The 21,703-nt window shown below is 33.7% G+C and carries 18 protein-coding genes; 12 read left to right on the top strand and 6 right to left on the bottom strand.

Annotated features, from left to right (window positions below):
* Positions 1-69 precede the first annotated feature (69 nt).
* The 3 genes from alaS to CW751_RS13560 all read left to right on the top strand — a co-directional run bounded on the left by alaS (position 70) and on the right by CW751_RS13560 (position 5,553).
* Entirely contained in the window at positions 70-2,682 is a 2,613-nt protein-coding gene (gene alaS, locus CW751_RS13570; protein WP_101335575.1) for an alanine--tRNA ligase, read from the top strand.
* Between the two features lie 72 nt (positions 2,683-2,754).
* A complete protein-coding gene (locus CW751_RS13565) occupies positions 2,755-4,389 on the top strand; it encodes a M1 family metallopeptidase (protein WP_101335574.1) in 1,635 nt (544 codons plus the stop codon).
* Positions 4,390-4,455: 66 nt separating this feature from the next.
* Entirely contained in the window at positions 4,456-5,553 is a 1,098-nt protein-coding gene (locus tag CW751_RS13560; RefSeq protein WP_101335573.1) for a transporter substrate-binding domain-containing protein, read from the top strand.
* A gap of 90 nt (positions 5,554-5,643) precedes the next feature.
* Here CW751_RS13560 and CW751_RS13555 read toward each other — a convergent pair whose 3' ends face one another.
* Entirely contained in the window at positions 5,644-8,301 is a 2,658-nt protein-coding gene (locus tag CW751_RS13555) for an AsmA-like C-terminal region-containing protein (RefSeq protein WP_101335572.1), read from the bottom strand.
* Positions 8,302-8,522: 221 nt separating this feature from the next.
* On the opposite strand from CW751_RS13555, the gene CW751_RS13550 reads away from it, so the two are divergent.
* From CW751_RS13550 to CW751_RS13510, 9 genes are all read left to right on the top strand, one after another.
* Complete coding sequence (locus CW751_RS13550) at positions 8,523-9,290, top strand: hypothetical protein (protein WP_101335571.1); 768 nt, start codon at positions 8,523-8,525, stop codon at positions 9,288-9,290.
* A gap of 105 nt (positions 9,291-9,395) precedes the next feature.
* On the top strand, positions 9,396-10,322 hold the full coding sequence (locus CW751_RS13545; protein WP_101335570.1) for a PfkB family carbohydrate kinase: 927 nt from the start codon (positions 9,396-9,398) through the stop codon (positions 10,320-10,322).
* Positions 10,323-10,334: 12 nt separating this feature from the next.
* Positions 10,335-12,038 carry a DUF349 domain-containing protein gene (locus tag CW751_RS13540; protein ID WP_101335569.1) on the top strand — a complete coding sequence of 568 codons (1,704 nt, stop codon included), beginning with the start codon at positions 10,335-10,337 and terminating at the stop codon, positions 12,036-12,038.
* Complete coding sequence (locus CW751_RS13535; protein ID WP_101335568.1) at positions 12,031-12,705, top strand: hypothetical protein; 675 nt, start codon at positions 12,031-12,033, stop codon at positions 12,703-12,705. The genes CW751_RS13540 and CW751_RS13535 overlap by 8 nt, the downstream gene beginning before the upstream one ends.
* Positions 12,706-12,832: 127 nt before the next feature.
* Complete coding sequence (gene rseP / locus CW751_RS13530) at positions 12,833-14,164, top strand: RIP metalloprotease RseP (RefSeq protein ID WP_101335567.1); 1,332 nt, start codon at positions 12,833-12,835, stop codon at positions 14,162-14,164.
* A 175-nt stretch (positions 14,165-14,339) separates the two neighbouring features.
* Positions 14,340-14,999: a hypothetical protein gene (locus CW751_RS13525; RefSeq protein ID WP_101335566.1), complete on the top strand. Its 660-nt coding sequence runs from the start codon at positions 14,340-14,342 to the stop codon at positions 14,997-14,999.
* Between the two features lie 49 nt (positions 15,000-15,048).
* Positions 15,049-15,720: a DUF4412 domain-containing protein gene (locus CW751_RS13520; protein WP_101335565.1), complete on the top strand. Its 672-nt coding sequence runs from the start codon at positions 15,049-15,051 to the stop codon at positions 15,718-15,720.
* Positions 15,721-15,730: 10 nt separating this feature from the next.
* Positions 15,731-16,657 carry an alpha/beta fold hydrolase gene (locus CW751_RS13515; protein WP_101335564.1) on the top strand — a complete coding sequence of 309 codons (927 nt, stop codon included), beginning with the start codon at positions 15,731-15,733 and terminating at the stop codon, positions 16,655-16,657.
* 89 nt (positions 16,658-16,746) lie between these two features.
* Entirely contained in the window at positions 16,747-17,346 is a 600-nt protein-coding gene (locus CW751_RS13510; RefSeq protein ID WP_101335563.1) for a non-canonical purine NTP diphosphatase, read from the top strand.
* Here CW751_RS13510 and CW751_RS13505 read toward each other — a convergent pair.
* From CW751_RS13505 to CW751_RS13485, 5 genes are read right to left on the bottom strand one after another with little or no spacing between them, the layout of a single operon-like run.
* Positions 17,341-18,909, bottom strand: a complete 1,569-nt coding sequence (locus CW751_RS13505) for an O-antigen ligase family protein (protein WP_101335562.1) — start codon at positions 18,907-18,909, stop codon at positions 17,341-17,343. The two genes, CW751_RS13510 and CW751_RS13505, sit on opposite strands and share 6 nt — an antisense overlap.
* 6 nt (positions 18,910-18,915) lie before the next feature.
* Positions 18,916-20,553, bottom strand: a complete 1,638-nt coding sequence (locus tag CW751_RS13500) for a S41 family peptidase (RefSeq protein WP_101335561.1) — start codon at positions 20,551-20,553, stop codon at positions 18,916-18,918.
* Between the two features lie 42 nt (positions 20,554-20,595).
* Positions 20,596-20,988, bottom strand: a complete 393-nt coding sequence (gene rnpA, locus CW751_RS13495; RefSeq protein WP_101335560.1) for a ribonuclease P protein component — start codon at positions 20,986-20,988, stop codon at positions 20,596-20,598.
* 4 nt (positions 20,989-20,992) lie between these two features.
* Positions 20,993-21,289 (bottom strand): thioredoxin, encoded by a 297-nt coding sequence (trxA, locus tag CW751_RS13490; protein WP_101335559.1) that lies wholly within the window; start codon positions 21,287-21,289, stop codon positions 20,993-20,995.
* Positions 21,286-21,693 (bottom strand): DUF983 domain-containing protein, encoded by a 408-nt coding sequence (locus CW751_RS13485; RefSeq protein ID WP_101335558.1) that lies wholly within the window; start codon positions 21,691-21,693, stop codon positions 21,286-21,288. Before CW751_RS13485 ends, trxA begins: the two co-directional genes overlap by 4 nt.
* Positions 21,694-21,703 lie beyond the last annotated feature (10 nt).

Raw genomic sequence — 21,703 nt, 5'->3', positions numbered from 1 at the left:
TAATCTAACTTTGCAAAATCGTTAACGCTGTTTAACAGTCAAACGCACAACATTTAAAAGGTAAAACCCATGAGATTAGAAGAGATAAGAAGTAAATTCCTTTCCTATTTTGAAGCAAAAGAACACACGATTGTTCCTTCTGCACCAATGGTTGTAAAAAATGATCCAACCCTTATGTTTATAAACGCAGGAATGGTTCCATTTAAAGAATACTTCCTTGGAAATGCTGTTGCAAAAAATAAACGTGTTACCGATACACAGAAATGTTTACGTGTTTCTGGAAAGCACAACGATCTTGACGAAGTTGGTGTTGATACTTACCATCATACCATGTTTGAAATGCTCGGAAACTGGTCTTTCGGAGATTACTTCAAAAAAGAAGCAATTGCATGGTCGTGGGAATTGCTAACAGAAGTTTACGGCATTAATAAAGAGAATTTATATGTCACTATTTTTGAAGGAGACGAAAAAGATGGTGTGCCAAGAGATTCAGAATCTTATGATTTTTGGAAAGAATGGATAGATGAAGATCGAATCATTGAAGCCAATAAAGAAGATAACTTTTGGGAAATGGGCGAAATGGGACCTTGCGGACCTTGTGCTGAAATTCACGTAGATATTCGTTCAGATGAAGAAAAACAAAAAGTGGATGGAAAATCATTGGTCAACAAAGACCATCCGCATGTTATCGAAGTATGGAATTTAGTCTTTATTCAATTCAATAGAAAAGCAGATGGAAGTCTCGAAAAACTTCCTGCAACACATATTGACACTGGAATGGGGCTTGAGCGTCTGGCTATGGTTTTACAAGGAAAACAATCGAATTACGATATTGACTTGTTTCAAACTTTGATTGGTCAAGTCGTTAAACAGTCTGGTTTTGAATACGGAAAAGATGAAACAACAGATATTGCATTGCGAGTTATTGCAGATCATGTACGTGCCATTGCTTTTTCTATCGCTGATGGACAATTGCCTTCAAACACTGGGGCAGGTTATGTAATTCGTCGTATTTTAAGAAGAGCGGTTCGCTACGGATACCAAACTTTAAAAATGCACGAACCATTCTTGTCGCCATTGAGTAAAGTTTTAATTCAAGAAATGGGTGAGGCTTTTCCAGAATTGGAAGACAATAAAACCTTAATTGAAAATGTGATCCGTGAAGAGGAAATGAGTTTCTTTAAAACCTTAGAACAAGGAATAAAAAGAATGGATGTCATTATTTCCAATCAAAAAGAACAACAACAAAAAGAAATTCAAGGAGAACAAGTTTTTGAATTATACGATACTTATGGATTTCCATTTGACTTAACTGAATTAATGGCCAGAGAAGCTGGTTTATCAGTTGATCAAAAAGGATTTGAAAAAGCTTTACAAGTCCAAAAAGACCGTTCGCGTTCTGCTACATCAATCAAGACGGATGATTGGACGGAAATCAGAAAAGACGAAAAAGAAGAATTTATTGGTTACGATCATTTAGAAGCTGAAGTAAAAATAACTCGCTATAGAAAGGTTGAACAAAAGAAAAAGTCTTTTTATCAATTGGTATTCAATTTAACCCCGTTTTATCCGGAAGGAGGTGGACAAGTTGGAGACAAAGGATATATTGAATTTGATGGAGAAAAAGTAAGTATTTTTGACACCAAAAAAGAAAACAATCTGATTGTTCATTTGGTGAAAAATTTGCCGAAAAATCCAAACGCTACTTTTAAAGCGGTAGTGAATTCAAGTAAAAGAAAGTTAGCAGCTGCCAATCACAGTTCAACACACTTGTTGCACCATGCTTTGCGTGAGGTTTTGGGTGATCATGTGGTACAAAAAGGTTCTTTGGTAAATGACGAATATTTGCGTTTTGACTTTTCACATTTCTCAAAAGTGAGCGATGAAGAAATTAGCAAAATTGAGAAAATCGTTAATGATTTAATCAGAGAAAATGCGCCGTTGAATGAAATGCGCAATACACCAATAAAGGAAGCCAAAGAAATGGGCGCAACGATGTTGTTTGGTGAAAAATATGGTGATACTGTGCGTGTAATTCAATTTGGAGACTCTATAGAATTATGTGGAGGAACTCATGTTGATTACACAGGAAATATTGGTGCTTTCAAAATCATTTCAGAAGGTTCGGTAGCTTCTGGAATTAGAAGAATTGAAGCCATTTCAAGTACTACAGCTGAGCAATTCATCAATAAAAAATTGAATCAACTTGACGACATAAATGCTTTGTTTAAGAACACAAAAAACCTTGTGCAATCTGTTGAAGACTTGATTAAGGACAATCAACGCATGCAAAAGCAGTTGGAACAAGTTGAAAAAGAAAAGGCGAAAAACATAAAAGCAGAATTAAAAAACAGCATTATTGAACAAGACGGAATGCATGTTTTAGATGCGATTGTTCCTTTGGATGGCGGAGCGGTAAAAGATGTACTTTTTCAATTGAAAGGAGAGGTAGACAATCTTTTTGCTGTGATTGGTGGAGAAAAAGACGGTAAATGTACTTTGAGCATTATGATTGCCGATGAAATCATAAAAGAGAAAGACTTACATGCGGGGAACTTAGTAAGATCGGCTGCAAAACACATCCAAGGAGGAGGAGGTGGACAACCATTCTTTGCGACAGCAGGAGGAAAGAATCCAGCAGGATTAAAAGCAGCAATTGAAGAGGTTAAGTCCATGATTTAGAAATTTTATGTAAATTTAAAGGAGTCATTTCTCTTTTTATTGTGCTTTAAAGCATCTAAACTTTCTTTTATCATGAAACTATTTATTGTTGTTCTACTTGTTTTGTTTTTACCATTATCCGGATTTGTTCAAGTTTTTCAGGCTGAAGAATCTTACACGGAAAAAGACTCTCTCAGGGGAGGTTTGCGACCTGAACGTGTAAACTTTGATGTTCTTAAATATAATTTGAATGTAAAAGTAGATCCACAGAAAAAGTATATTTCAGGATATAATAAAATTACTTTTAAAATACTGAAGAAATTACCCGTTATGCAATTAGATCTATTTTCAAATATGATAATAGATTCCATCATTTATAAAAATCAAAATGTAAAATATAAACGAAAACACAATGCTGTTTTTCTTCATTTTGAAAATCCTTTAGCCGTTGGTTTGACTGATAGTCTCGTTTTTTATTACGCTGGTTATCCAGTTGAAGCTAAGAATCCACCATGGGATGGTGGTTTTGTTTTTGAAAAAGATAACAATGGAAAAGATTGGGTAAGTGTTGCGGTGCAGGGAACTGGAGCTAGTCTTTGGTATCCAAATAAAGATCATCAAAGTGATCAGCCTGAAGAAGCTGAAATTCATGTGGCGGCACCAAATGGGTTAATGAATGTATCAAATGGAAGATTGATAGACAGTCAACCTCAGGATGATGGCACAACAATTTGGAGTTGGCGGGTAACGTATCCTATCAATAATTATAATATAATTTTGAATATCGGCGACTACGTTCATTTTTCAGACACGTTTCGGGATTTAGATCTTAATTATTATGTGCTTTCCTATCAATTAGAAAAGGCTAAAAAACATTTTGAAGAGGTAAAACCAATGATGGCATGTTTTTATGAACATTTTGGTGAATATCCTTTTAAAGAAGATGCCTACAAACTTGTTGAATCCCCTTATTTAGGTATGGAACATCAAAGTGCAATTGCTTATGGAAATAAGTTTTTATTAGGTAATGAAGGTGCGGATATGTCACTCACTGGAATTGGCTTGAAATGGGATTTTATCATCATACATGAAACAGCACATGAATGGTTTGGGAATAGTATTACTGCTTCAGACATTGCAGATATGTGGATACATGAAGCTTTTGCGTCTTACGCAGAAGCAGTATACATTGAGTGCAGATGGGGGAAAAGTGCAGCATTAGATTATTTAAAAGGAATGCGCGCAACTATGATTTATAATCAAGCTCCAATTATTGGAGACCCAGGGGTAAATAGTGAAGGAAGTGTAGATATGTATTATAAAGGTGCAAATATGTTAAATACACTTCGTAGTGTGATTGATGATGATCAGCAATGGTGGGATTTAATCAAATCTTTTAGTGAAACATTTAATGACAGCATAACCAATACCGATGAGGTAATATCTTTCTTTGATGATCACACTAAGGTTTCTTTATCGCCTATTTTTAGACATTATTTATTGCACGCTGAAATACCGACATTACAATTTAAAAAGGAAAATAAAAAGGTCTTTTATCGCTGGAAACCCATTGAGGAAGACTTTGAAATGCCGGTTGACTTAATAATCAATAAAAGTTTGTTTCAGCTTCAGCCTAATAATAACTGGAATGTTTTAAAGCAGGTTAAAACAATAAAAGACCATCAATTAAATGAAAATAAATATTATATAAAAGTCGAAATTTTATAAACAAAGCATGAAGTCTTGTGTTCTCGTTTTTATATATTTCGCAAAAATCAAAAACATAAATAAACCATGTTTAACAAATACCTTTCTTATATTTTCACTATAGCTTTAATTTTTTCTATCTCTTTTGTGGGTAAATCACAAGAAACCGAAGTCAAAGAAAACACCAAGAAATTTATTGTTGGAATTACAGGAAGCGAGCCTTTTGCTTTTGATAAAATGGATGAACAAAAAGGAATTGCTGTTGAAATTTGGGAGAAAATGGCAGATGATAAGGATTGGAAATATGAGTACATTTATTTTGAATCGGTAGATGAAGCTTTAAAATCTGTAGATAATGGAGAAATTGATATTGTTGTAGGACCGGTAAGTATTACCTCAAATCGTGTTGAATACCTGCGCTTTTCTCAACCGTTTTATAATTCTAGTTTGGCGATTGTTTCACGAGCTGATAAATTAAATTTTTGGGATAAAATCAAGCCTTTTTTTAGTCTTAATTTATTATATGCTGTATTTGTGTTTTTATTTATTCTAGCCATAGTAGGAACTTTATTATGGTTAGCAGAGAGAAATGCATCCCCTGATCAATTTCCTCACGATCCCATTAATGGAATTGGTACTGGAATGTGGCTTGCACTTGTAACGATGAGTACAGTCGGATATGGTGATAGAGCTCCAGTTACTTTAATAGGTAGAATTATTGCGGGTTCATGGATGGTTATTTCTATAATATTTGCTACTTCAATGGTAGCGGGAATAGCAAGTACGCTAACGATATCATCAATTGGAAATTCAACCATAACGAACATAGAAGAGCTTTCTGGGAAAAAAGCAGCCACCATTAAATCTTCTCCTTCTGCACTCTTTTTAAAAGAAAACAAAGTTTCCGTTTTGGCTTCCAATGACTTGGAAGAAGCAATGGAAATGTTGAAAAATAAAGAGGTGGATGCTGTTGTATACGATCGCCCGCAATTGCTTTATTATATGTCAGAAAATCAAAAAGAAAACCTACATTTAGCAAAAGCAGAGTATTATAAACAAGGTTATGGTTTCGCGTTTAAACTAAGTTCTGATTTAGTTTATGAAATTAATAGGTCGCTTTTAACCTTGGCAGAAGAACAAGAAGTTGTAAAAATAGTTGAAAATTATTTAGATAAGGATGAATAAATATCGTTTAGGGTATTGCATTGAGAAAGAATGAGATGGTTAAAAATAATTTATTGATTCAGTAGATTCTCGTATAAGTTTTTTCCATTGTTAATCAAATTGGAAGTCTGGTTCTTTCTCTTCTTCTTGATTTTCTTTTTTCCACTGATCAATTTTGCGTTGTAAAGCATTTTTTTTCTTCTTTTTTTGCTCAGGTTCAAAATCTTTTTCGTCTTCATGACCAAAATCCATAATGACATCTTCTTTTTCTTCATTTTTTGGTGTTATTTCTTGAACGGTAGAATCTTTTTTATTTATTCCAAACCCAGTTTTTAATGCACTTTTCAGATCTTTTTTTGCTTTTTCTTTGTTGACTTGTTTTTCTATTTGCTGAGCTTCTTTATCCCAAGAAAATTTAGGATTGTCTATTGTTCCAAACATTTTTAAAAAGATTTTAAAACCTGTTCCGTCATCTTTTATATCACCAAATTCAGAGGTTTTATTGCCCTTTAATTCTCTAAATCGAAAGTTAAACGAATAATCAATTTCATTTTTAAATGAGTGCGTTCCTTCCAATGAGAAATCTAAAGCGTTTGATTTTACTTTCATGTGTGGTATAGTGATTATGCCATCTTTTATTCTTAATTCATTTTCAAACGAATCAAATTCTAAATTCAATAGCTTTTTTTCAAAATCATTTATCTTCCCTTTGGATAACAGCAGTTTTGCACTCGAATTTCGTAAACTATTCGTTATTTCCGTGAAGGTTTGTACATGCATTAAAGCACCATTGTTGATTTTAATTTTTGCCTTAACATCAAATGCTTCTTTTATGATTTCTTCATTATACAAATCAAAAGGACCTTTAAAATACAATTGAATGGCCGCATTTCCTTTTATGTTTTCTGATTGAATAACGGTTTGATCGAAGTTATTCCATTCTCTAAATAAAGGTTTAAATTGAACGTTTTTGGAACGAAGATTTGTTTCAATACTCAAATACATGGGTTTTTCTTCTGTTATTTTCAAATCTCCTTTGAGTTGAATACCAACATTTTCTCCTTCAAGTATAGGGAAGGTTAATTGATGCTTCCCGAAAATCATTTTACTGTTTATGTTTTCATAATCATGGTTGCTATACCTTACCTTGTCTAGCGCTAAGATTAACGTTCCATTTATATCATTCGGTAACAACCATGCTTTTGTACGTTGCTGATTATTGTTCTCTACTGATAAATCATCAAGATTTAAGAAAGTACTCGTAACATTAGCTTCAGCTTTCAATTTCCCAGCTCCTTTAAAATAGTCAACCAAATGATTAAATTCACCATCAAGTAGGATAGATGAATTGTTTAAAGCGATTGATAAATCCGTAATCCCTGCAAATTGATTTCGAATGGTTATTTCTCCTGAATTAACCTTTAAAATGCGCTGGTCTTTTTCAAATTGAGTTTCTATACTTTCCAGTTCCAATGTACTTCGGAGCTTGTAGATTGTAATGTCTTTAGGGTCAATTTGTGGTTGATTCAACCTTACGTCAAACGATCCATTCACACCAATTGAACCTGTCAAATACTGCATTTTAAAAGGACCGAATAATCGATGGATAGCTTTTAAATTGAGTAATCCTTTCGCATTTCCTTGAAGTCTTGGTTGGTTAAAATCTGTTATATTGACTTGACCCTTAAATGTTTCATTTAGAGATTTGAAAGTTATGGATGACAATTCAATTTCCTCTTTTCCATTGAGCACACCGTTGCTGTATTTTCCCGATAGATTGATGTTGCTTAAAGAAAAACCATTGTCAGATAAGCTCCCATTCTTTACTTCAAAGGTTGATTCAATGGCTGGTGCACTTGTTTTTTGATTCTCACCTTGAATAAATAATTCAAAATTTACATTTCCTTTTCCATTAATTTCGTCTACGACATCTAACTCTTTAAATGAAAAATTATGCGCAACATCTGCTAAATTTAGGTTTTTGGCGCCAATATAAAAATCTAAAGAGTCTGGAGTAACTTTGCCTTTTACCAAAAATGGGAGTTTATTAATTGAAACATCAGCAGTTTTAATTTCAAATATGTTTTGCTCTTGATCCATTTTGATAGAAATTTCGCACTTTGCATTTTTATTTTCTATCAGTTTGATTGCTTTGGATTGAATTGAATTAATTACAAAGTCTGTCTCGGCATCTAAAAGAAATTGCTTTTCATTAAAAGAACCTGCTAAATCTAAATGCTTGAAATAACCCGTATAATATTGTTGAGTTGAGTGATTTCTATAAGAAAAATCTGTGTTAATTAATTGAATGTTGTTTAAGTTAAAGGCAAAAGGAGAAGAAGAACTATCGGAACTGGGTTTGAGAAAATCATAGTTTATGCTTCCATCTTTACGAATCTCTAAATTTAATTTAGCTTCCGAAATATCAATACTGTGCACATCATATTTACCTTTAAAGAAATCTATGGGATTAAATCGTAAATTAATTTGTTGTGCATAAATCGCTGTGTCCTTCGTTTGCTCATGCTCAAATCGACTATGAACCAACACATCATCAAAGGATAGTGTTAAATCAGGAAATGTTTTCCAAATTCCCACATCAATATAGCCGATATGAACCCGCTTATTGAGGTACTGATTCGCTTCGGCTAAAGCATATTCTTTAATGTTGTCTTTAAACACCAAAAGTAAGGCGCTAACCAGAAGCATCAAGGCAACGATGATTCCTAAAAACCATTTTGATATGTTTAGAATTTTTCTCCAATTCATACAACGAAAATAAATGCAATTTTAATGTCCATAACATTAACTGCGCATAGTTATTAACGTAAAGTATTTCAAAAAGGTACAAATTAAAGTCAGATTTAATCCGATACTTACTTTTAGGCTTTAATAAAAAATGGAAAGTTCAAATAAGTTCATTCTGAATAGGGAAAACCCTTGTGTCTATTTCTTCATAAACCATTATTTTTGTACTTAAAATTGTGCTTATGAAAATTCTTATTTTGCTTTTATCGATTGTTTTTATTTTCTATTCATGTACGAATAATAATGTAGCTGAGGATAGTGATGGTAATAAAGTGACAACAACTTATACAAAGAAGGTTAATTTACCTGTTAATCCATGTGATTATATTTCTCGAGAAACTGTGACCTCATATTTTGATGTTAAATCTACAGACTTAGAATTGAATGAAGATTTTACAGATCCGCATAGTAAATATGCAAAATGTGGGTTTAAATGGAAGAAAAATAATTTTGAAGAATTGTCCAAAGTGCATCAAGATGCCATGATGAGTTATATGATGAAAAGTGCAAAAAAGGACCAAGGACCTAAGCCCAAACTTTCAGATATAACGAAACTAGAATCGCCTTACGCTAAATTGATGGTTGGTGAATTTAAAGCCTATGAAGATTTTCAAAAAGCGGTAAAACGATTTGATTTGTTACACAAAGTCCCCTCAAAGAATGATATAGAGGCGCTTAATAAATCGATTGATGAGGAACTCGACAAACAAGACTTAAAAGCGGAAACAAAGAAACAAGGGAAATCTGTAGTTGGAGGAATTGCCGAATCTCTTAAATTTACGAAAGTTGAAGGTGTTGGAGATCGTGCTTATTATGATCACTTAGATCGTGCTTTAAATGTTCGGTTCGGAATTTATACATTTTCAGTTGGTATAGATTCTGATTTAAGCTTTGATGAAAACATAGAAATTGCCAAAAAGGTAGCTTTAAATGTTTGGAATAATTTATAATTCACAATACTAACTACTTCTTTGTGTATAATTTTGTAAGGAAAGCTTCCTATTAAGTGATGTATCTCTATATTTAACGATATATTTGCATCAAAATAATATTATATGAGCTTAGTTACAGTTGGAAGTGTCGCATTCGATGCTATTGAAACACCATTTGGAAAAACAGATAAAATCATTGGAGGAGCAGGTACTTACATAGCACTTTCTTCTTCTTATTTCGTGAAAAATCAAAATATTGTTGCCGTTGTAGGTGATGATTTTCCACAAGAAATGATTGATAAATTAGGAGATAGAGGTGTTAACCTTGAAGGGTTACAAATCAAAGAAGGAGAAAAATCATTCTTCTGGTCAGGGAAGTACAATAATGACATGAATTCACGTGATACGTTAGTAACCGAACTAAACGTGTTAGAACATTTTGATCCGATTATTCCTGATTCTTATCAAGATTGTGATTACCTAATGCTTGGTAACTTAAGTCCTGATGTTCAGCTGAAAGTCATTGACCGTTTAGAGAAACGTCCGAAATTAGTAGCATTAGACACCATGAATTTCTGGATGGACATTGCTATGGATGATTTAAAGAAAACGTTAAAAGCAATTGATATCTTGATCATTAATGATGAAGAGGCGCGTCAACTTTCAGGAGAATATTCATTGGTGAAAGCAGCTAAGAAAATTCGTGAGATGGGACCAAAATATTTAGTGATTAAAAAAGGTGAACACGGAGCCCTCTTGTTTCACGGAACAAATGCCTTTTTTGCTCCAGCCCTTCCTTTAGAAGATGTATTTGATCCAACTGGAGCAGGTGATACTTTTGCCGGTGGATTTATGGGGTATTTAGCCTCTACCGATGATGTTTCTTTCGAAAATATGAAGCGAGGAATTATTGCAGGTTCTGCAATGGCTTCTTTTTGTGTAGAAAAATTTGGGACTGAAAAATTGGAGAATTTATCCAAAAGTGAAATTGAAGATAGAATCCAAGAGTTTGTAAAGTTGACAAACTTTGATATGGTTCAATCAATTTAAATGTAAATTATCATGGAGAAAAAAGAATTTATTGATGCTTTAAATGCACTCGTAACAAAAGAAGATTTATTGAGTGTAGGCAGAGAGGTGAAAGAGTTGAGAACACAGTTTGAAGACTATCTCATTGAAGCAACAAGGCAATTTCAAATTGCAGAACTTGAGGCCAAGGATAAAGGAGAGGAGTTTACCCAAGAAGATTGGATGACTCCTTTAAAAGAAGAGTTTTATGCAATTTATTCTCCATTTGCAGAAAAAAGAAAAACCATCATTGCGGCCAAAAGAGCTGAAGAAGATGAAAATTTGAAAAAGAAAAGAGCACTGATTAATCAATTGAAATCTGTGGTTGAAACTGAGGAAAATATCGGTGCGGCTTTTTCTGCTCATAAAGAAATCAATGAAAAATGGAAAACGGTTGGAGATATTCCGCGTGATAAAAGAAGTGAAATTCAGCAAGAATATAGCCGTTTGCTCGAGCAGTTCTTTTATAACATGAATATTTATAAGGAAATCAAAGATTATGATTTCCAAAAAAACCATGAAGCCAAAAAAGAAATCATTGAAAAACTAAAAGCCCTAAGCAAGGTTGAAAAAATAAAAGAGGTTGAAGCAGCTATTAAACAACTTCAAAATGAATGGGAAGATATTGGGCCAACAAAACAAGAGCTATGGGAAGAAATAAAAAATGAATATTGGTCTACAGTCAATGCTATTTATGACCGTATTCGTGCTTTTTATGATGACCGGCGCGAAAAGATGCAAGAAAACATCGAAAAGAAAAAGGAGCTTATTTCTGAAATGAAATCCTTATTGGCACAAGAGCGCAACAGTGTGAAAGATTGGAATAATCAAACTGCTGAGGTGTTAAAATTACAGTCCGATTGGAAGTCCATAGGTTTTGGGCCCAAAAAAGAAAATGATGCAGTTTGGAAATCTTTTAGGGAACTATGTGATGCGTTTTTTAACGAAAAAAGTGACTTTTTTAAAGACGTTCAAGCTGTTTATGATCAAGTAGCTGAAAAAAAGCAACAACTTATACAGAAAGCAAATCAATTAAAGGACAGTACAGATTGGGGGCCAACAACCAAGGCTTTAATAGACCTTCAAAAGAAATGGAAAAAGTTGGGCAGTGCAGGACAAAAACACGAACAAAAACTTTGGAAAGAGTTTAGAGGTGCGTGTGACGATTTCTTTAATGCAAAACAGACGTATTTTGAAGAGAAAGATAAAGCTTTTGAAGAAAACTTGAAGGAAAAACAAAAGCTTATAGAAGAAATTTCTGCCTTTGAATTACCAACGGATAAAAATACAGCCTTAGAAGCTTTGCATGGATTTTCAAATCGTTTCTCCGCTATCGGATTTGTTCCAACAAAACAAAAAGATGAGATTTACAAAGCCTATAAAGAAGCCTTAGATAAACATTACTCAGCTCTTAAAATGGAAGGAGAAGAGAAGGAGAAAGTAATGTTTGAAGCTCGCATCAACACCATTAAAGGGAGTGGAAATGCAGCGCAACTTTTTGATAAGGAAAAACAAGCTATCCGCAATGAAATAAGCAAGGTGAAGCAAGAAATAATTCAGTTCGAGAACAACCTTGGCTTCTTTGCCAACTCTAAAGGTGCAAATGCGTTAAAAGATCAGGTAGAAAACAATATAAAAGCAGAACAAGAAAAGCTAAACGCCCTTAAAGCAAAGCTTAAAATGATTCCAGATGAATAAAATTTATAACACATGGATTTTTATAATCTCTATCCTCACACTGCCTTTTGCATTTGCTGTTGGCTTAAATGAGGTGTTTGGAATTTTTGGGATGAAAATTCATGGAGACAAATTCGCCTATAAGGAATTGGTGTTTGGCATCTCAGCAGGTTTGATTTTTATAATTGGTGCCATGCGTTCATCCCGTAAATGGTCAGGGATAAAGATAGTCAATCAAATTGATCGCTTTCAATTCAATACCTTAATTAGTCAAGAACGCAAACAACGTGTTTTGTTAATCAATAGCATAGAGATCATCGGTTTTTTCCTGATTGGAATTGTTTTCTTTATTTTTTCTATTGATGCAGTTTACATATCGCTTATTTTTCTCATTTTTATTATCGATGCAATTGTTAATACCATTCGCGGTGTTGTTAGTAAAAAGTACCGTGTTGGAATGACCAAAAAGGCTATAGTAGCAGTTGATCGTGAGGTGATTGCTATTTATTTTAAAGGCTTGAAGCGCATTTCTATACAAAAGGATTTGTTGTTTTTTGAGTACGTAAATGATTTAGTCCTCGATTTTTCACTACAAAATATTCCAGCGGAAAAGCAAGAGGAATTTATGCGTTTATTGCGCTCAAATGTCGATGAAAAAAAAGTGTTTTTCTCTCGGTTTGAAGATTAAAAATGGCAATCAATGCATATCCTAATAAACATGCTTAAATTTTCTTAAACATTATAGTTAATTCTCATAGAATTGTCATTAATGAATGATTTATTCTCATATTTGCAATCTCAATTTTACACAAATTATGGATTTTTGGATTAAAGCTGCTCAACTCATACTCTCATTGGCTATTCTTGTAACTGTACATGAATTTGGTCACTACCTCGCAGCACGAGCATTTAAGATTCGTGTAGAAAAATTTTACTTGTTTTTTGACCCGTGGTTTTCTTTATTGAAAAAGAAAATTGGAGACACAGAATGGGGAATTGGTTGGCTGCCTTTAGGAGGTTATGTGAAAATTGCAGGAATGATCGATGAGTCAATGGATACAGATCAAATGGCTGAACCCCCAAAAGAAGATGAGTTTCGCTCAAAACCTGCATGGCAACGCTTGATTGTTATGGCTGCAGGAGTAATTGTGAATGTTGTCGTTGGAATCTTTATTTATATAATGGTTGTTGCCGCATGGGGAGACAATGTAGTGAGCAATGATACCCTGAAATACGGCGTGGCAGTAAATAAAAATTTCGCAGAGCTCAATACAGGAATTGAAGATGGAGATGTGATCACTGCCGTAGATGGAGAAGCTGTCGAAAATGTGAACCTAATCAATTTTCAAATTTTTCTACGTGGATATAGGGAGCTTGAAGTACAGCAACCTTCTGGAGAAAAAAAGACCATCACATTAGATAAAAACGTCGATGATTGGATGTGGGAGAATGATGCAGTAATGGCATTTTCTCCAAGAATCCCTGTTGTTGTAGATTCAGTAATGGAAAATAGACATGCTTTTATTGCAGGTTTGCAAAAAGGAGATAGTATAACAACCATTAATGGAGTGGAAACACCATTTTTTCATGACCTACAAGCAGAATTGGCAAAACAAGAAGGCGATTCTACTGCTGTGAAGGTCGGGTTTTATCGCGGAGGTTCTTTTCAAGAAATTTCAACATTTACCGATGCTAAAAAGACCATTGGATTTATACCCAAAAACCCAGCATGGTTAAAATCAACCCATCGCAGTTATACATTTGGTGAGTCTATTTCTCGCGGAATTGATAAAGCGATTTGGACAATGCATGATTATGCCGCTCAACTACCTTTAATTTTCACCTCCAAAGGAGCACAAAGCGTTGGAGGATTTGGTGCAATAGGTAGTTTGTTCCCTCCAGCTTGGGATTGGGAAGTGTTTTGGGCTAGAACAGCATTTATATCTTTAATTTTAGCAATTATGAATATTTTACCCATCCCAGCACTCGATGGAGGACATATCGTCTTTTTATTATATGAAATGATTACTGGAAAAGAGGCACCTCAAAAAGTTTTGGAATATGCGCAATTGATTGGCTTTTTATTATTGATTTCACTATTCTTGTTTGCTAATGGAAACGATGTTTATAGGGCCTTTTTTAAATAAGTAAGAAGCATTTTATCTTTCTTTTTCCGTTTTACGGAACGTTTACCTAATTTGTTTATGGCATAAACCTTGTTTAGCTGGATTTGGATTTGAAATGAATATCAAGTAAATTGATGCGGAAACATATTCATTTATCCACAATAAAATCTTATTTTTGATAATTAAAATAAACACAATGAAAATATTAACACTTTTAGCAACGCTATTATTTACTGCAAGCACTATAATAGCACAAGATTTAGCAGTAACTTATGAAATTACTATGCACTCAGATGACCCTGAAGTTCAAGCTCAAATGGGTATGATGCAAGGTTCAACTTTAAAATTAAAAAGTAAAGATCAAAAGTCTCGAACAGAAATGAATATGGGTGGGTTAATAACAACCACTAATATCGTAGATAACGAAAAAGGAAAAGGTGTTTTGCTCATGGATGGTATGTTAGGAAAGCAAGCTGCCAAATTTGATGAGGAAGATAAAGATGAGGTTGATGCCGAAGAAGCAGATATCGAGGTTGAATTAATTGATGAGTCTAAAGAGATTTTAGGCTACACCTGTAAAAAAGCAATTATCTATACAGAGGATGATGTTGAGTTGGTTTACTGGTATACCAAAGAGATTCAATTAGGGAATGATGCGTTATCTAAATACATGAAAAAAGGATTACCTGGATTAGCATTAGAGTTTTCTGTTGATGAAGGAAATATGAACATGACGTTTACAGCAACAGAATTGAAAACAAAAGTAAAAGAAACGAAAGATATGTTCAGTTTAAAAATTCCAGAAGGTTATTCAGAAAAAACCATGGAAGAGATCAGTAAGATGTCTGGGCAATAATACGAATCAAAACGGATGGTAAAACATTCGTTTTTTTATTTTATGAATTATGAAAATTAAAGCTTTACTTTTTACCACATTTTTACTTTTTGCTGCCTACACAATAGGGCAAGAAACAAAAGGAGTAATTAAATATGATGTTTTTGTGAGTTCCGATGATCCTGCAATGTCTGCCTATGTAGATCAAATGGAGAATAGCGCCCTAGAAATGTATTTTTCTGAGAACAATACACGATCAGATTTTTTTATGGGAGAAATGATGACAACCAAAACCATTTCGGCATCAGATAAAGATACCACGTTAGTTTTATTAGATGGAATGATGGGTAAGATTGCCATGAAAGTTACCGAAGACGATATGGATGACGAACAAAGAATGGCAATGGAAAAGCAAGAGGTTGAATTAATTGCTGGAGAAACAAAAGAAGTAATGGGATATGAATGTAATAAAGCCATTATTGTTGGAGCAGATGAACAAGAGTCCGTTGTTTGGTATACCACAGAAATTCTTCCTGCACACAGAGAAGGAGAATATTTATTTGAAGAGATCCCTGGACTGCCGCTTGAATTGCATTCCTCCAGAGGTAAAATGAATTTTAAAATTGTTGCATACAGTTTTAAAGGAAAGGTGAAAAAAGCAGACGAAGTTTTTAGCCAAGAAATACCTAAAGGCTTTACTTTGAAAACTGTTGAAGAAATGAAACAATTTGGTGGACGTTAAATAAAAATCTATGTTGCGGCTAATTATTGCAATTGTTGGTTTATTTACACTGTCTTTGTCAAGTTGTAAAAACATTGTAAAAAAATACGACCAACATCTTCACAAGAAATATAATAGAAACGATTTTCAAGATCATTCTGTTGAATTAAGTCAACATAAAATATTTTATTATGATAACAAACGGGAGAATGCTCCTGTTTTGTTGTTTATACACGGTTTTGGTGGTGATGGAAAGATTTCATGGAAAGAGCAAATAAAGGAATTTGAAGATGATTACCGTGTCATTGTACCTGATTTGCTTTGGTTTGGACATAGTACTAGCGATGCAACTCCCAATCTTGATTCACAGATTGAAGCAATTCATGAACTCACAAATTATTTATCAATAAAAGACATACATTTAGTTGGCATTTCTTATGGTGGATTTGTAAGTTTAGGTTTAGCAGAAAAGTATAAGGAGAAATGGGCTTCACTAACTATAGTCGACTCTCCTGGTGTTCATTTTACCGATGATGAATTAGATGCCTTTTGTGACAAAGTTGGTGCAGCGAACCTAGAAGATGCCTTTGTACCAAAAAATAGTGATGAAGTCAAGCGACTCATGGAGTTTTCTTTTCGAAATGCACCACCTTTGACAGATCATGTTCGAGCGCTTACCTTAGGTGTTTATTTTAGCAAACATCCAAAAGAACAAAGAAAGTTGCTTAGAGAATTACCAAGAAACAGAAAGAAATTTGAAAATTTAAACATTAAAGTGCCTGTTTTAATTCTTTGGGGAGAAGAAGACGAAATATTTTTAGTTGCTGATGCACATGCTTTACAAGAGCAATTAAATGCCCAACTTGTAATCGTACCAAAAGCAGGACACGCACTCCCATTTGAACAAGCGAAAGCATTTAACGAACATCTAGAGACCTTTATTTCTAATATTGAATAATTATAATGAAGTTGTTGATTTTTTGTTTTTTAGAGACTTAAGTGTATCTCCCAATCAAATGTATATTACGTACTTTTAAATAAAATTATATGGAAACAAAGAAGCGATCACTTGTTTTTGCTACACAAAATCAAAATAAAGCGAAAGAAATTCAAGGTTTACTTCCTGACTATGTGCAGGTAAAAACCTTAAAGGATATTCAGTGTACGGACGATATACCCGAAACCCAACCTGATTTGGCGGGAAATGCACTTCAAAAAGCAAGGTATATTTATGATAAATATAATGTTGATTGCTTTGCAGATGATACAGGCTTAGAAATAGATGCTTTAAATGGTGAACCAGGAATTTATAGCGCACGATATGCAGGGCCAGAAAAAGATAGTGAGCAAAACATGGATTTGGTTTTGAAAAAATTGAGCCAATACACCGATAGAAAAGCGCAATTTAGAACGGTTATCGCTTTAATTTTGGATGGAAAAGAATATCTTTTTGAAGGAATTGTGATTGGTGAAATTAGAAAAGAGCGTTGTGGAATGGAAGGGTTTGGTTACGATCCCATTTTTGAACCCGAAAATTACGGTAAAACTTTTGCTGAGATGAGTTTAAGTGAGAAAAATCAAAGAAGTCACCGCAGTAGAGCTATCGAAAAATTAAAAGATTTTTTAGAAGAAATAAAAGCTTCATAATTTTTTACTGTCTTTATCCTTTTGAAAGAAGAAATTTTGATAAAGACTAAATAACCCTAGAAATAAAGCGATAAAGGTAACGCCTTGTTGCGTTTCTAATGTATCTTCAGACAAAAATGAACTTATTGCTATTAAGCTGAACCCGATAATCAATAGCTTGTTATTACGTAAACCAAAAACAAACAAACCTAACCAAAATACGCAAAATATAATAAAGCCAAACACTCCGAAAGCAACCCAAAAGGTTAAAAATTGATTATGAGCTCTGTTCCAGTTCTCTTTGTCTAAACGGGTATCTATATTCTCATAGCTCCAATCAAAAGCGTTTTGTAAATCTCCTGTACCAACGCCAAACAGCCAGTTGTTTTCAATGATGTGTATTGCTGCCCGCCAATGTTCAATACGTTGTAACAATGAATTTCCATCAGGGTCACCATTAACGCTATAATGAAAAACTTCATTTTTTAATTGATGCATTTGTCGATGAATACCATCATACGTATGCGCTATTGACGCTATACCATTCTCCACGTTTTGAATGTCTTTCGCCTCCATGGATTGCATTCCATTTTTATCCTTAGTTAAGCCTTTGGAAGTCATATAACGAATAAGAATATCACGCAATAAATAACCGTCTGAGGTGGTATCTTTTAATGAAGTTTTAGACCTTTTTGACCATTCCTCTGTTAATTCGTCACCAGCAATAAACGATTGCACATGGTGTCCGTTTTCATACCATAGTACGGTTGTATCATGATAGTAAATATTCCCATATTCTGTTTTTTTCGGAAGCTCACCAAAAGTAAGCTCACGGTTGTCGGGACTTAAATATGCGTACAAAAACCAGACTCCACAGATTATTGTGATCAAGAATAAAGATATTCCTATTGTTTTCTTAAATCTTGAACTTATTTGCCGTATGAAATAGATAAATATGCCTAGACTTAGAAATGACAAGGCGATGTATCCACTTAATACCTGACTTAATACCGTATAAATTATAAACCAAATTAAACAGAGTAGAAATATAATGCTAAACTTCTTTTTTTGAAGAAATAAATAAAGTGCAACTAAAACGCCTGTAACAATTAGTAAGGCATATCTGATATGTGAACCAAAAAGTGAAAATGTACGATAATCTTCCCATGGATGAAAAATCATATAGTAAAAATTAATTCCAGAGGTGATCAGCAGGGAACTTAAAAATACGATCAATATCAAATTGAAATAGCGTTTTTCTATTGGATATCCGATAATAGCGATAGGAATAACGAATAATGGCAGTTTTGTATTAAGGTCTTTGAAAGCATATCCAAAATCTTGTGTATAGGATAAACCCAAGATGTGAAATGCTAAAACAGCGAGGATAAACCAGAAAACAACACTTGGTTTCCAACGATTCCAATAGCTTTTTAAGTCTGCTTTTAATAAAAGGTTTGACGCCAGCCAAATGGTTCCAATGGACATTAAAACTTTGTTCATGGGTAAACCAAAAGCCAAAATTAGTATTCCTAATACTTGAAGGTAATCGTGAATTTTAAAACCCAATAAACGATCTAACATGAATAATTAAGGTTTTAATATAGCGTTGTACTGTTTTTCATCGTTTAGTACTTCAATAGCTTCTTTAAGTGCAGCGTCTTCCTTAAAAGCATTCACTACGCGACCTTCTTGATAATAGTAGCGCGAGACTATTTCATTTGTTAATAACTCCTTTATTTGTGCTTCAAATAATTCTAAATCATCTTTTTTTGATGCGCTTATTATTTTATGTAGGTTTTTATATTCACCATTTATTTTAGCGTCATAGCCTTCTTTTTTAGCAACTTCCATAACCTGTTCTAAATGCTCTTGTGTTGCAGTTTTATATTCAAAATCTTGGTCTAATACATAGGCCTTAAAATCATTAAACTGTGCTCCCGTCAATTCAAACGCTTCAGGCGAAGCAATTGTAGGGTTTTTTTGCTCAAACATTGTCGCATAATTAAAAATGATGTTTTCCTTCATAAGAACAGCCAAAAATCTTGACATCTCTTTGCTTTCGATTTTAATGTCTGGCTCTATTCCTCGTCCATCAATAACTTCTCGACCATTTTTAGTGTGAAAAATATTGATTAAAGAGTCGGGAACCTCATCTACCTTGCCATCATTTTTATGGTAATAATCTAGTTTTTGAACACATCTTCCAGAAGGCGTGTAGTATTTTGCAATAGTGAGCTTCATTTTTGCTCCATATTTCAAGTCGATTGTTCTCTGTACTAGTCCTTTTCCAAAAGTGGTATTTCCAATAACAACACCGCGATCTAAATCTTGAAGAGATCCTGAAACTATTTCAGAAGCAGAAGCAGACCGTTCGTCAACCAATACCACCACAGGAATTTCTAAGTCAATTGGTTCATTCTTTGTTTTATAAGAACGGTTTTCATCTAAAACTCTTCCTTTGGTTTTTACAATTTCTTCATTTTTAGGAACAAAAAAGTTGACAATGTTTATTGATTCTATAAGCAAACCTCCGCCATTTCCACGTAGGTCTAAAATAACTTTTTCCATCCCTTCACTTACCAAATCATCGTATGCTTTTTTAACATTTCTAGAAGCAGTCTGAGTAAAGGAACTCAGTTTTATATATCCTATTTTTCCTTTTTCATCAACCATTCCAGAATAAGGCACATCTGGAACTTTAATTTCATCTCGCTCAATAGTTACAGTGTTTACGCCTTGGTTTGGACGCTCATACTCTAATTGAAACGAAGATCCTTTAGCTCCTTTTAAAGCGGAAGAAACTGTTTCTGAGTCAACATTTTTCATGCTTCTTCCTTCAATGGCAATTATTTTGTCACCTGCTTTTAGACCTGCTTTTGCTGCTGGCATTCCTTCATAAGGCTCTGCAATGATCACATATTCATCTGTTTTTCTTATTAAAGCGCCTATTCCACCATACTGTCCTGTTGTCATCAAACGATAGTCTTCTATATTTGATTCATGATAATATACCGTGTAGGGATCTAATTCGTGTAGCATAGCATCAATGGCAGCTTTTGAAATTTCACCAGTTTTAGGATTGTCTACATAAAATTTATCTAAATTCATGTAAATCAGATCAAATAATTCTAGGTTTTTAACCACTTCAAAGCCATTTGATTGAGAGCGAAGTGAATGAATAAATCCAAAAGTTAAAAAAATAGATGTGATAAAAATGTATTTCATAAAATCAATATTATTGAAGGACTAAGGTAATGAAAAAGAAGTTTACGCGCTTTCTCTTTGGTCTAAACGTAAAAAAAGTGCTTCTATTTTGTTTAAAATTGAATGATAGCTTTCTTCCTGATTTCCAGTGTAAATAATAACAATTGCCATTTGTTGGTTTTTTGCAATCAGGTTTTCCTCAAAAATGTATTTTCTTTTCCGGACTGCTTCTTTAATCAATCGTTTTATTCTATTGCGATCGACCGCTTTTTTAAACTTACGTTTTGGAACAGAAATCATTACTTGAAAAGCTTCATCAGTATTTAATGCTGCATAATGATATCGAATTAAGAAAGGATATTTTTTTTCTACTTTTCCTGCTGCAAAGACATTGCTGATAACAGTTTTGCTGCATAATTTGTAGGGCTTTCCAAAACGTTCATTATTTTTTGTCATGAATTTAAAGTGCCTTTTCGATTACGGATTTTAAATCTGCGCGTGAATGAACACCAGCCGAACGCCAATTAATTTCACCTTTCTTAAAAAGAATAAATGTAGGAACTCCACGTACTTTATATTTTTGCGCTGCTGCTTGGTTCTTATCAACATTAATTTTTAAAACACGTAATTTTTCACCATAATGCTGTTTAATTTCATCTATTATGGGATTCATTGTTTGACAAGGTCCACACCAATCTGCATGAAAATCTACAAGCACCGGTGTTTCACCTTTTATAATTTCTTTAAATTGACTCATGATTTCTTTTTTTCTTGATGATTTTTAATCGCTTCCGAATCGTATCCTGTGAATAAATTAATCCATACTAGTCTTCCTAAGCGGAAGTTTAACGGTGCTAATACCACTAAAATAGTAAGAATGTTTATGATGTAAATCCAAAATGGAGACGCAGGGTAAATTAAATAAGTGAGTACGAAAGTAGCCACCGAAAAAGCAACTGTAACGGCATAGGAAGCATACATTGCGCCATAAAAGAAACCGGTTTCTAATTCATATTTGTGACCACATTCACTGCATCGTTCATGCATTTTGTCGAATTTCTTTAGATGAAAAACACTTCTATATTTAAACACCTTTCCTTGATGACACTTCGGACATGTGTTTGTAAGAACGCTATGAACTCTACTCTCTTTCCATTTCATAACGCAAAGA

Source organism: Brumimicrobium salinarum (genome assembly GCF_002844555.1).
Lineage (GTDB): Bacteria > Bacteroidota > Bacteroidia > Flavobacteriales_D > Crocinitomicaceae > Brumimicrobium > Brumimicrobium salinarum.
Note: the sequence above shows the minus strand (reverse complement) of the source record. Positions and strands in the feature narration are given on the sequence as shown.

Bases quoted from the DNA above. Each gene is read 5' to 3' on its own strand.
- alaS (WP_101335575.1), top strand. From the start codon at position 70: ATGAGATTAGAAGAGATAAGAAGTAAATTCCTTTCCTATTTTGAAGCA.
- CW751_RS13565 (WP_101335574.1), top strand. From the start codon at position 2,755: ATGAAACTATTTATTGTTGTTCTACTTGTTTTGTTTTTACCATTATCC.
- CW751_RS13560 (WP_101335573.1), top strand. From the start codon at position 4,456: ATGTTTAACAAATACCTTTCTTATATTTTCACTATAGCTTTAATTTTT.
- CW751_RS13555 (WP_101335572.1), bottom strand. From the start codon at position 8,301: ATGAATTGGAGAAAAATTCTAAACATATCAAAATGGTTTTTAGGAATC.
- CW751_RS13550 (WP_101335571.1), top strand. From the start codon at position 8,523: ATGAAAATTCTTATTTTGCTTTTATCGATTGTTTTTATTTTCTATTCA.
- CW751_RS13545 (WP_101335570.1), top strand. From the start codon at position 9,396: ATGAGCTTAGTTACAGTTGGAAGTGTCGCATTCGATGCTATTGAAACA.
- CW751_RS13540 (WP_101335569.1), top strand. From the start codon at position 10,335: ATGGAGAAAAAAGAATTTATTGATGCTTTAAATGCACTCGTAACAAAA.
- CW751_RS13535 (WP_101335568.1), top strand. From the start codon at position 12,031: ATGAATAAAATTTATAACACATGGATTTTTATAATCTCTATCCTCACA.
- rseP (WP_101335567.1), top strand. From the start codon at position 12,833: ATGGATTTTTGGATTAAAGCTGCTCAACTCATACTCTCATTGGCTATT.
- CW751_RS13525 (WP_101335566.1), top strand. From the start codon at position 14,340: ATGAAAATATTAACACTTTTAGCAACGCTATTATTTACTGCAAGCACT.
- CW751_RS13520 (WP_101335565.1), top strand. From the start codon at position 15,049: ATGAAAATTAAAGCTTTACTTTTTACCACATTTTTACTTTTTGCTGCC.
- CW751_RS13515 (WP_101335564.1), top strand. From the start codon at position 15,731: ATGTTGCGGCTAATTATTGCAATTGTTGGTTTATTTACACTGTCTTTG.
- CW751_RS13510 (WP_101335563.1), top strand. From the start codon at position 16,747: ATGGAAACAAAGAAGCGATCACTTGTTTTTGCTACACAAAATCAAAAT.
- CW751_RS13505 (WP_101335562.1), bottom strand. From the start codon at position 18,909: ATGTTAGATCGTTTATTGGGTTTTAAAATTCACGATTACCTTCAAGTA.
- CW751_RS13500 (WP_101335561.1), bottom strand. From the start codon at position 20,553: ATGAAATACATTTTTATCACATCTATTTTTTTAACTTTTGGATTTATT.
- rnpA (WP_101335560.1), bottom strand. From the start codon at position 20,988: ATGACAAAAAATAATGAACGTTTTGGAAAGCCCTACAAATTATGCAGC.
- trxA (WP_101335559.1), bottom strand. From the start codon at position 21,289: ATGAGTCAATTTAAAGAAATTATAAAAGGTGAAACACCGGTGCTTGTA.
- CW751_RS13485 (WP_101335558.1), bottom strand. From the start codon at position 21,693: ATGAAATGGAAAGAGAGTAGAGTTCATAGCGTTCTTACAAACACATGT.